13 protein-coding genes are annotated in these 10,709 nt (G+C 66.9%); 8 read left to right on the top strand and 5 right to left on the bottom strand.

Annotated elements, in window-relative coordinates; translation table 11 throughout:
- From HY726_11260 to HY726_11245, 4 genes are all read left to right on the top strand, one after another.
- On the top strand, nt 1-652 hold a 652-nt coding region (locus HY726_11260), incomplete at its 5' end, for a methionine synthase (GenBank protein MBI4609576.1).
- Nucleotides 653-702: 50 nt separating this feature from the next.
- Nucleotides 703-1,050: a cupin domain-containing protein gene (locus HY726_11255; protein MBI4609575.1), complete on the top strand. Its 348-nt coding sequence runs from the start codon at nt 703-705 to the stop codon at nt 1,048-1,050.
- Nucleotides 1,035-1,457: a hypothetical protein gene (locus HY726_11250; protein ID MBI4609574.1), complete on the top strand. Its 423-nt coding sequence runs from the start codon at nt 1,035-1,037 to the stop codon at nt 1,455-1,457. Before HY726_11255 ends, HY726_11250 begins: the two co-directional genes overlap by 16 nt.
- 229 nt (nt 1,458-1,686) lie before the next feature.
- Entirely contained in the window at nt 1,687-2,601 is a 915-nt protein-coding gene (locus HY726_11245; protein MBI4609573.1) for a dienelactone hydrolase family protein, read from the top strand.
- A 380-nt stretch (nt 2,602-2,981) separates the two neighbouring features.
- On the opposite strand, the gene HY726_11240 is transcribed toward HY726_11245, so the two are convergent.
- Nucleotides 2,982-3,446, bottom strand: coding sequence for a DinB family protein (locus HY726_11240; GenBank protein MBI4609572.1), 465 nt, complete (start codon nt 3,444-3,446; stop codon nt 2,982-2,984).
- A gap of 24 nt (nt 3,447-3,470) precedes the next feature.
- A complete protein-coding gene (locus HY726_11235) occupies nt 3,471-4,460 on the bottom strand; it encodes a C-terminal binding protein (protein MBI4609571.1) in 990 nt (329 codons plus the stop codon).
- A 223-nt stretch (nt 4,461-4,683) separates the two neighbouring features.
- Between HY726_11235 and HY726_11230 the strand changes: the two genes are divergently transcribed.
- Complete coding sequence (locus HY726_11230) at nt 4,684-4,929, top strand: hypothetical protein (GenBank protein MBI4609570.1); 246 nt, start codon at nt 4,684-4,686, stop codon at nt 4,927-4,929.
- 129 nt (nt 4,930-5,058) lie between these two features.
- Nucleotides 5,059-5,277, top strand: a complete 219-nt coding sequence (locus tag HY726_11225) for a hypothetical protein (GenBank protein MBI4609569.1) — start codon at nt 5,059-5,061, stop codon at nt 5,275-5,277.
- A gap of 37 nt (nt 5,278-5,314) precedes the next feature.
- On the opposite strand, the gene HY726_11220 is transcribed toward HY726_11225, so the two are convergent.
- Nucleotides 5,315-6,532, bottom strand: a complete 1,218-nt coding sequence (locus tag HY726_11220; GenBank protein MBI4609568.1) for an alpha/beta fold hydrolase — start codon at nt 6,530-6,532, stop codon at nt 5,315-5,317.
- Between the two features lie 332 nt (nt 6,533-6,864).
- Here HY726_11220 and HY726_11215 point away from each other — a divergent pair, with 332 nt between their 5' ends.
- Nucleotides 6,865-7,653 carry an SDR family oxidoreductase gene (locus HY726_11215; protein MBI4609567.1) on the top strand — a complete coding sequence of 263 codons (789 nt, stop codon included), beginning with the start codon at nt 6,865-6,867 and terminating at the stop codon, nt 7,651-7,653.
- A gap of 61 nt (nt 7,654-7,714) precedes the next feature.
- Entirely contained in the window at nt 7,715-8,671 is a 957-nt protein-coding gene (locus HY726_11210) for a cyclase family protein (protein ID MBI4609566.1), read from the top strand.
- A 286-nt stretch (nt 8,672-8,957) separates the two neighbouring features.
- Here HY726_11210 and HY726_11205 read toward each other — a convergent pair whose 3' ends face one another.
- Both HY726_11205 and HY726_11200 read right to left on the bottom strand, forming a co-directional pair.
- Nucleotides 8,958-9,692: an ABC transporter ATP-binding protein gene (locus HY726_11205; protein MBI4609565.1), complete on the bottom strand. Its 735-nt coding sequence runs from the start codon at nt 9,690-9,692 to the stop codon at nt 8,958-8,960.
- Nucleotides 9,679-10,629: a branched-chain amino acid ABC transporter permease gene (locus HY726_11200; protein MBI4609564.1), complete on the bottom strand. Its 951-nt coding sequence runs from the start codon at nt 10,627-10,629 to the stop codon at nt 9,679-9,681. The genes HY726_11205 and HY726_11200 overlap by 14 nt, the downstream gene beginning before the upstream one ends.
- Between the last annotated feature and the right edge of the window lie 80 nt (nt 10,630-10,709).

Here is a 10,709-nt window from a genome sequence, read left to right as displayed (position 1 = left end):
CGCCTACTACGACTCCCACGAGCGCTACGTCATGGCGCTGGCCCGGGAGATGCGGAAGGAGTACGAGCTGATCCACGGATGTGGGCTCCTCCTCCAGCTGGATTGCCCGGACCTCGCCATGGAGCGGACGCGGTTCTTCCAGGACGAGCCGCTCGAGCGGTTTCTCCAGGTGGTGGAGCTCCACATCGAGGCGCTCAACCGGGCGATCGCGAACATCCCGCCCGAGCGCGTACGCCAGCACGTCTGCTGGGGAAACTACGATGGCCCGCACGTCCACGACGTGCCGCTCGAGGCCGTCCTGCCGCTGTTCTACCGGGCGCGGGTCGGCGCGCTCTCGCTGCCGTTCGCCAACCCGCGCCACCAGCACGAGTACCGGGTGCTCAAGCGCCACCCGTTGCCCGAGTCCATGCTGCTGCTCCCCGGCGTCATCGACAGCACGACCAACTACGTGGAGCACTCCGAGGTCGTCGCCGATCGGATCTGCCAGGCGGTCGAGGCCGTCGGCGACCGGAGCCGGGTGATCGCCTCCACCGACTGCGGCTTCGGGACCTTCGCGGGGTCGGAGAACGTGGCGGAGAACGTGGTGTGGGCGAAACTCCGCGCCCTCACCGAAGGGGCGGCGATCGCGACGGCACGCCTGTGGGGCTCCTGATCAAGGTGGTCCTCGCCGCGCTCGCGCGCTGAACCGAACGGAGGGGAGCGATGGAGATTCTCGATCTGAAGGGCGCGCTGGAGTTCTCACCAGAACGGCACGTCTACAAGTTCCTGGCTGAGACCCCGCACTGCTCGATCAGCGTCGTCGGGTGGGAGCCGGGGCAGGCATCGCCCATCCATTCCCACCCGGGGGCCGACGAGATCTACCACGTCCTGGAAGGTGAAGGGCTCTTCAACGATGGACGGAAGGAGGTGCGGCTGCACATCGGGGCCACGGTCGTCTTTCCGGCCGGCGAGGTGCATCGTGTCCAGAGCCTCACGCGAATGGTGCTGTACCGAGTCCAGGCCGGGACTGACCGGCACGCCGAGCTACTGGATGCATGGCCGGCGCCTTGAGCCCCAGCAACCAGTGGCGCGTGGCGGCGAAAGACCCTCCGCACCTGGCGGCAATCATCCCCTGGGAGGGTTACAACGACCGGTACCGCGACAACGGGTACCACGGCGGCATCCTGAGCCAGTTCCAGGAGCGCTGGGCGAAGATCCAGGTCGTCAACGTGCAGTACGGGCGGGGAGAGCGGGCCCGTAAGAACCCGAACACGGGCGAGTCGGTGGCCGGGCCGGTCACGCTCCCGGACGAGGGGCTGGCCAAGAACCGCGTCAACATCTACGAGGCGCTCAAGAAGCACCCGCTCGACGACGCTGCCCCGTCCTCTTCATCCGCGGCGACAAAGAGCGAGCAGAGTCGTACCCGGCCGAGGCGTTCCAAGAGGTCTGCCCGAGCCGGTGCGATGTCGTCATCGTAGAGGAGTGCGACCACTTCTACGTGGAGGTTGAGGACCGTGTCGCCGGGATCGTCCGCGATTGGTTGAGCAAGACGCTGGTCTGAGCCCAGTCGCGGGTCGCGGCGTTGTTCCCGGCATTCAAGAGCAGCATGGTCCTGCGCGCGGTGCGAGAGGGTGAGGAACCGGGACGCGGTGCACGAGGCGTCGGCGCTGATCGGCACAGGAAGCAGCTAAAGACGGGAGGACAGGCATGACCGCCCCCATGGACCCCGAATACGTCGTCCTCACAGAGCCCGTTCCGGGCTCTGACATCCCCGTCCACCTGATGTACGTCCCGACGCTCGACGGGCTCTACGCCCCCATCGGCCTGAGACGGCCTCCGGGCGAGGGACGCTTCCCGATCGTTCTCCTTGCCTCGGGCAACGGAGGCGGAGGGATGCCGTGGGTCCGCGAGGCGGTGCGCAACCGCGGCTGGATCATGGAGCGGCTCCTGCGCGCCGGCTACGCCGTCGCCTGGCTGCGCTACCGCGCCGAGGTGGAGCTCGGCTACAACACGGGCGGCCGGCTGGTCCAGGACCTCCGCCAGGGGCGGCAGCTCCTCAACCGCTCCCCGCTCGAGTACGAGGATGAGATCGACATCGTCAAGTACGTGAAGACGCTGCCCTTCGTGGACCCGAATCGGGTCGGGCTCGCGGGAGTGAGCCACGCCGGGGAGATGATCTTCAAGCTCGCCAGCGAGTACCACGGGGTAGCAGCCGGTGTGGCCTGCGAGCCCGCCAACCACGAGTTCCTCGACCTCACCCCCGACGAGACGGCCCGCGTCAACCCTGAGACGCAGCTCCGCGATATCGAGGAGATGCAGATGCGCGAGGTGCTCAAGGTGCGGGCGCGCATCAACGAGAAGGTCGCCCGAGAGCGCATCCGGACGATCCGGACGCCGATCCTGGTCATGGGGCGCCAGGACGATCACCTGCAAGGCATCTTCCGCGTGAGCTACGACCTGCTGCGGGAGGAGGGCAAGGACGCGGAGTGGGTCTCCTACGACCATCCGATGCACGGCTATCTCTTCCCCGTCCGCAGCGCAGATGGAGCCTACGCCGTCGACGCGATGCAGGAGGCGGCGATCGACACGGCGATCGACTTCTTCAACCGCCACATGAAGTGAATCGGAGCGCCCACCCACGCCCAAGGCGTGGGTACCCGGCTGGCGCGGACGTCGAGCCGGGGTCGGTGATGCCTCTGGGCTACTGGTAGAAAGCCAGAACGGCCAGGATGGCGGCGACCAGGCCAGAGAGCTTGCGCGGGGTCACGGCCTCGCCGAACAGGGAAGCGGCCAGCAGAAAGGTGAAGACGAAGCTCATCTGAGAGAGGACTGGAGAACCATGAACGAGGCGGGCGTGACGCCGCGGAGCGTGGCGCGACGCAGGAGCAGGTCGGCCACGCCCACCAGCGCCATGGACATCAGCGAGAGGAGCAGCCAGGCAGGCACGGGCTAAGCGTGTAAGGCTCTGCCCTTCGCAGGAGTCGTCAGCAGCGGATTATCGATCAGGCCCGCGCCGCTTCCTGCAGTGCTCGTACGTGCTCGGCCCAGTGGCGGGCGAGCAGCTCCAACCGCTGCCGTCCTGTCATCAGCTCCCCCGTCGCGCGCTGAAAGCAGGGCTTGTCAAGATCGGGCGCGTTGCGGGCGGCGCGCATCAGCCGGGCGTGGGCCTGCCGCACCTGGGCCAGCAGCTCGTCGAAACTCTCGTGCTCGTGGAGGCGGCGGCATACCTCGTTTACGGTGTCCGAATCGGCCGGCACCGGCCACGGCGGCCCGCCCAGCCCTGCCGACTGGATTCCCCACGCGGTCGCATCGTGGAAGTAGATGAAGTGCATGAGCACATCCCGGGCCTGCCATCGGTCGACCCGAGCGTTGGTCACCCGGCCCGGCCCGTCGAAATAGGTCAAGGTGTCTTGCGCCACTCTCTCCAGGTTGGCGAGGAGCACTTCCTTCGGAGCCAGCGTCGTCATCGGCAACCCCCTTCCCCTTCCCTCCTAGAGGCCTGCCCGGTTCCTCCCCTTCACCGCCTTGTTGACCACGTTGACCGGCCACTCGCCCGTGAGGACCCGTCGCACTTCCTGAGGCGCGCCCACCTGGAGTCCCACCATGGCCTGCTCGCTGTACCAGGCGGCGTGGGGGGTGATCATCACGTTCTCGCGACCGCGCAGGGGGTGGGGATCGGGAAGAGGCTCGGGATCCGTTGTGTCAAGCGCACACCCCGCGATCCGGCCCGCGTCCAGCGCCCGGACGAGGGCCCGGGTGTCCACGATGGGCCCGCGGGCGCAGTTGACGAGGAAGGCCGTCGGCTTCATCTGGGCGAAGGCCTCGTCATTCATCATCCCCCGTGTCTCCGGGATGAGAGGAGGATGAACGGAGACGAAGTCCGACTCTCGGAGCAGCTCGAAGAGCTCTCGCCTCTCACCCGGAACGTGGACCTGTCCCGCCTCGACGAAGGGGTCGTAGTACAACACTCGCATCCCGAATGCCGCGGCGCGTACCGAGACAGCACGCGCGATGTTCCCGAAGCCCACCAGGCCCAGCGTCCGCCCCACCAGGCGGAACATCGGCTTGCCCGGCGGGACCTCCCAGCGCCCCGTCCGCACGAGCCGGTCGTAGAAGGCCACCTTGCGCGCGCAGGCCAGGAGGAGGGCCATCGTGTGCTCGGCGACCTCCTCGATACAGTAGGTGGGGTTGTTGGTGACGATGATGCCCGCGTCTGTCGCAGCGTCGAGGTCAATGGTGTCTACGCCGATGCCGTAACGGGCAATGATCTTGCACTTGGGCATCCAGGCCATGACGTCGGCCGTGATGGGGCCGGCGTAGGTATTGAGGAGCGCGTCGCAGTCCTTCGCCTCGGGGAGGAACTCGTCCGCCCTCTTGGTCTGGAGCGCCACGAGGCTGGCAATGCCCGCGAGGGTCTTCTTCTCCACGTCCAGCGACTCCCAGACGTAATCGGTCAGAACTACCTTCGCCTTCTCGGCCATTCTGTTTCTCCCCGGGTGAAGGGTGCGCCGGCCTCCTTCGAATCGTCCTGGGGCGCCCCTCCTTCGCGCATCTTAACACTACGAACGGCCGTCCCACCGGCCTTCCTTGCGCCGCTTGACAGGCTCTTCGTCCGGGCCGTACCGTGGCGCCCATGAGAGACGGGCGGGCCTCGCTGGTCGGGAACCCGGCGCGAGCACGGCTCAGACACCCGGAGGGCACACCATGCCGAACATCCGCATGCTGCAGACGCACGAAATCGAGGACCCCGAGATCCACGAGCTGATCCGGCGTGCCGAGGAGCGGGGTGCGCCGGATCCCAATTTCTTCCGCATCATGGGTCACCGACCGGAGCTGTGCAAGAAGTTCTACGATTTCTGGACGGAAAGCTTCAACCGGGGTCTCCTCGATCACAAGCTGAAGGAAATGATCCGGATCAAGATGTCCTGGAACGTCTCCTGTATGTACTGAGGGAACGTCCGCTCTGCCGCGGCGCGGCAGCAGGGACTCACCGAAGCGGACCTGGAGGACGCGGCCGATTTTGAGCGCTCGCAGAAGCTGAGCCCGGCCGAGAAGCTGGCCCTTCGCTACGCCGACCAGATGCAGCTCGATCCCCGCGTCATCACCAAGGCGTGGTACGACGAGCTGCTGCGGCACTACTCCGAGGCGGAGGTCATGGAGCTGGCCATCTTCGTGGCCGTGAACCTGGGTTTCCACGCCGTCTTCTCGACCCTGGAATTCCCGCCGGCCTGGGATCATGTGGGGCCGGGTGGCCGGCGCGTGGAGCGACAGCGTGCGCCGGCACCACCGTACTTTTGAGCCGTAGCACAACCGTCCGCAATTTCTTGACGACTGCTCAGAAATAGGGTTGACCGGCCCCGACGGGCGGCGTCCACTCACAGTCACCGAACGGCCCGTCGCCGTTCTGCTTGGCGTAGACGATGCGCCGGTGGCCCAACGGAAGCCCTTGACTCAGGGTCCTGTCGAGCCAGTCCACCACGTACTCGTGGGCATCGAGTGAGCCGAGGTTCTGGATCTTCCAGAGCGGATGGAACTGGTTCTCGAAGACCCACAGCTCTCTGGGGACCCGGAGCTCCTCGAAGACCTCGACCGCGTCCTCCAGCGGGCACAGCGGGTCGAACTCCCCAGTCACCAGGAGCGTCGGGCAGGCGATCCGTTCCACGTAGCCCCTGACGGTCATCGTCCGCGCCATCTCGTCGAACTCGTCCTCCTCCTCGATGCCGGCCATGTACATGAACATCTGTTTGAAGCGCGGCGAAGACTGGGTGAAGATCGTGTTGTTCGGGTTGAAGCACGCGACACCGCTCACGACGGCCGCCATCCGGTGATCGTAGCTCGCCAGCCGGAGCGACCAGTAGCTTCCCATGCTGATCCCGTAGATCGCGACCTTCGAGGCGTCGATCTCCTTTCGCCTGAGCAGGTAGTCCAGCACCGCCGCGCCCGCGCGCTCGTAGCTGTCGCCGACGCTCCGGATCTTCCTGATGTTCGAGGCGCCCTGCCCGGGACCGTCCATAGCGAGGACGTGGAAGCCGCGCGGGATGGCGATGTTGTGGGAGGCGCGCGGAAAGACCTCCTTGGTCTGGTCCATCCCGGGGACGTAGACGATACACGGCGCCTTTCGCCGGTCGGGCAGGAGATGGAGCAGGCAGGAGATGGTCTGGCCGTCGTCGAAGGGGATCTCGACGCGTTCGATCGGGTACGCGGCGCACTCCGAGCGGCGGTCGACCATTTCGGCAAGCTTCGCGTAGAGGCGCAGCTTCACCGGGTTGTCGTCGTAGAAGATCGGGTGCTGCGCCATCCGGTACGCTTCGATGGCGTGGTCGTAATGCTCCGTGGCGGTGACGCGGAAGCCGCTCGCCTGGGCGCGCCGGGCGAGTGCCTCGTGGTGCTCGGCGGCTTCGCGCCACATCTTCGGCAGCATCCGGTAATTGTGCGTGCGCCGCGGGGTCTCGGGCTCGTCCCGCTCGAAGTTCTGGACGCGCCCCCGCATGTTGAGGGCCAGGTCGAGGATCCATTGCTGGCCGTCCCGGTGCGTCCGCAGTTTCCGTATCATGGGCGCTCCCCCCCAAGTGATTCCGGCCGTGTCGATTTCCCTCGCCATACCCGCGTTCCTCCCTTGCGCGCCGCGAGCTCCGCCCCCCGTCGCGCTTTACGCGAGGAACGCTACCCAAACCGTCTCCGAGGGTCAAGGCAAAAATAGAAAAGCGCGGAGCCGAGCGCTGACATTGAAGGCTCAAAAAGGCCCGTGTTAAGATACTCCCGCTCATCGAAAGATCATTTGCGGCCTGACGGCCGCCATCCTGGAGTTCCCATGATCGTGCCCGACGCCGCCGCTATGGCGCCGCCCTGACGGCAGGGGAAGCGGCGCGAGGGGGTCCGTTGGCGATGGCCGACTCACCGCTGAAAGATAGTGTGGTCGTGGTGACCGGTGCCGGTCGGGGCATCGGTCGCGAGATCGCTCTCGCCTTTGCGCGGGAGGGCGCCGCCCTGGTGCTCGCGTCTCGGGCTGAGCAGGCGCTCCACGAGACCCGCGCCTCCATCGAAGCCCTGGGTGGCGCGGGCCTGGTTGTCCCCACCGACATCAGCCGGGCTGAGAGCGTGCAGAACCTTGCCGACCGGGCCCTGGAGCATTTCGGCCGCGTGGACGTCCTGGTGAACAACAGCGGGATCGGTGGGCCGTCGGCTCCCCTGTGGGAGATCGAGCCGAAAGACTGGGAGGCCACCTTCGCCGTCAACGTCACCGGCACCTACCTGTGCTGCCGGGCGTTCCTGCCCGCCATGATCAGGCGGGGGTCGGGCTCCATCATTATCATCGGGTCGATGACCGGGAAACGACCGCTGTGGGGGCGGACCCCCTACGCGGCGAGCAAGCTGGCGCTGGTCGGGCTGGCGAGAACCCTTGCGGTGGAGGCCGGCCCGTACGGGGTTCGGGTCAACGTCATCTCCCCGGGCCCGGTGGAAGGCGAGCGCATCGAGTGGGTGATCAAGAAGCAGGCGGAGGGACGAGGGATCAGCGTGGAGGAGGTCAGGCAGGAGCTGGCCAGCGGCGCCGCGCTCAAGCGGCTCGTCCCCCCTGGCGATGTGGCCAGTACCGCGGTCTTTCTGGCGTCTCCCCAGGCCAGCTCGATCACCGGGGAGGACGTGAACGTTTCGGCGGGCTTGGTGATGTACTGAAGCGCAAAAAGGAGGAAATGGTATGGCCCGACTCATCGGGCGTCCAGGAGAGGGAGATACCATGGCGAAGCTGACCAAAGAGGACGTGTTGAAGAAGGCTGAGCAGCTCAAGAACTGGGGCAAATGGGGTCCCGACGACGAGCTTGGCGTACTCAACTACATCACGCCCCAGGACATCGTGAACGCCGCGCGGCTGGTGAGGAAGGGAAAGGTGTTCCGGCTCGGCCTCCCCCTCGACGAGAACGGCCCGCAGCGCGGCCTCTTCGGCGGCCGCTGGAACCCCATCCACCACATGCTCGCGACCGGCACCGACGCCGTCGCCGGCAAGCACGACGTCAAGCCCGGCCTGCGCTACGCGGACGACGCCATCAATCTCCCGACCCAGTGCAGCACCCAGGTGGACGCGCTCTCGCACGTGTTCATCGGCGACAAGATGTGGAACGGCTATGCGGCGACGCTCGTCGATAGCCGCGGCGCCCAGAAGAACGGCATCGAGAAGTTCGCCGACAAGCTCGTCGGCCGCGGCGTGCTGCTCGACGTAGCCCGCCACAAGGGCGTTCCGTATCTCGAGGACGGCTACCCGATCACGATCGCCGATCTGGAGGCGACGGCCCGTGCCCAGAAGGTGGAAGTGCGTCGCGCCGACTTCGTGATCGTGCGCACCGGGCAGATGGAGGACCGCCTGGCGAGGGGCGACTGGGGCGCCTACGCGGGCGGCCCGGCCCCCGGCCTGGCCTTCGAGACCCTGGACTGGATCCACGCCAAGCAGATCGCCGGGATCTGCAGCGACACCTGGGGCATCGAGGTGCGGCCGAACGAGACGGGCCCGGATGTCTTCCAGCCCTGGCACTGGGTGACGATCCCGGCGATCGGGATCGTGCACTTCGAGATCTTGTACGTCAAAGAGCTGGCCCAGGACTGTGCGGCCGACGGGGTGTACGAGTTCTTCTTCTGCGCGCCTCCGCTGGTGATCACCGGCGGCACGGGCTCGCCCATCAATCCGCAGGCGATCAAGTAAGCCCCGGATGCCGTGACCAGGCGCCCCGCACGGGCGCGTCAGAGGCGGAGCTCGACCTTGCCGAGCGAGGCGTATTCCGGATTCAGCGATCAGGTGGTGGGCAAGCGCTTCACTTTCATCGGCTTCCCGCTTCGCCTCCGGGGTGCCCACGGAGGCCCGACGCGCGCTGTGGCCCTGCTCTAAGGGGCACCAGCCGAGCGCTGGCGCCCCGGGCATCAGATCGCTATCCCCACCCCGGCGTCGCGGACTGTAATCGGAAGGCGCCGGTTCGGGTCGCCGTCGCTGGTCACTCTCTCAGATAGACGCGTCGGACGTCCTCATTCGCCCGGATCTCGTCCACCGTTCCCTCCGCGAGCAGCTCTCCGTAGTGGAGGACGCTGATCCTGTCCGAAATCCCCATGACGATCTCCATGTCGTGCTCGACGAGGATGATGGTGAGGGAGTTCGCGAGGCCCCGGATGAACTTCGCGGTCTCCCTTGACTCCTCCGGGCTCATGCCCGCCGTGGGCTCGTCGAGCAGCAAGAGCTCGGGGTCCGTGGCAAGCGCGATCCCGATCTCCAGGTAGCGTTGCTCGCCGTGCGACAGGGTGCCGGCGAGGTCGTGGCGCTTGTCGGCCAGGCGGACGCGATCGACGATGTGCTCGGCCTTCTGGATCAGCTCGCGGTGGCTCGCCACGCCCGTCCACATATTGAACGTGGTCCTGCGGGACTGAGCGGCGATACGCACGTTCTCGAGCACCGACAGCCGGGGGAAGATGTTCGTGATCTGGTACGTCCGGCCGATGCCCCGGTGCGAGCGCTCGAAGCTGGAGAGCCGGGTGATGTCCTCCCCCTTGAAGATGACCTGCCCGGAGGTCGGCGGCAGGTCGCCCGCGATCATGTTGAAGAAGGTGGTCTTCCCCGCCCCGTTCGGACCGATGATGGAGCGGAGCTCCCCCGGCTCGACCGCGTAGTCCACGCCGTTGACGGCTACCAGGCCGCCGAACTGCTTGGCGAGCTTACGCGTCTCAAGGACGGGCATCGGGCATGTCCCCACCCGCCGCGCCGGGCGCGGCCTCGGCGCGCCGACGGACGGACTCGAGGTCGCATCGCGCCCGGAACTCCAGCGTCCAGTTGTGGATGGCCCCGAGGATCCCAGCGGGAACGAAGAGCACGATCAGGATGAAGATGCCCCCGACCCACATCTCCCAGTACTGGAAGATGGCGAGGTACTTCACGAACTCCGTGCTCATGAGCTGTCGCAGGTACCAGTAGATGAACGACCCCACCGCTGGGCCGAGAAAGGTCCCCGCGCCCCCGAACAGGGTGATGATGACGACCTGCCCCGAGGTGATGAAGTGGATGTTCTCGATGGGGACGGACTCGCCGTAGATGATGGCGAGGGCCCCGGCCAGTCCGGAGAACGTCCCGCTCAGGACGAAGGCGACCAGGCGGACCCTGGCGGTGTCGTACCCGCAGTTGCGCGCCCGCACCTCGTTCTCCCGGACCGCCCGCAGCACCTGCCCGAAGGGGGAGCGCAGGATCTGCCAGATGAGGACCGTGGCGGCGCCCGCCAAGACGAAGATGAAGTAGTAGGTGACCGTGGCGTCCATGACGCCCACCCGAAGGCCGAGGCTTCCCAGGCGCATGTTCGCGAGCCCGCCCCGGCCGTCCGTCCCGCCCGTGATGTCGTCGAACGTCTGGGCCGCGTAATAGAAGACCTGGCTCAGGGCCAGCGTGAGCATGGCGAAGTAGACGCCCCGCTTGGCGCTGGCCAGCTTGCCGACGCCCCAGGCGGCGATGGCGGACGCGACGATGGCCGAAAGGAGGGAGAGCTCGAGCGGAAAGCGGACGAAGGTCTCAGTGATCCAGTGAGGCACCGGGCTGCCCTGCTTGAACCAGTGGTGCATGAGCCCGACGGTGTAGCCGCGAAGCGGGCCGGCCCGGCGATCGCCCCCACCCACTCGGCGAGGGACCATGACTCCGGCCCCCCGGTGTTGGGCGAAAATACCCCACCCTGTCACCAAAGGTGTCACGGACCGGGCATTATGCCCGGCTG

This window comes from Candidatus Rokuibacteriota bacterium, assembly GCA_016209385.1.
In the GTDB taxonomy this organism is placed as follows: domain Bacteria; phylum Methylomirabilota; class Methylomirabilia; order Rokubacteriales; family CSP1-6; genus JACQWB01.
This window is presented reverse-complemented; position numbering and strand designations above follow the sequence as displayed.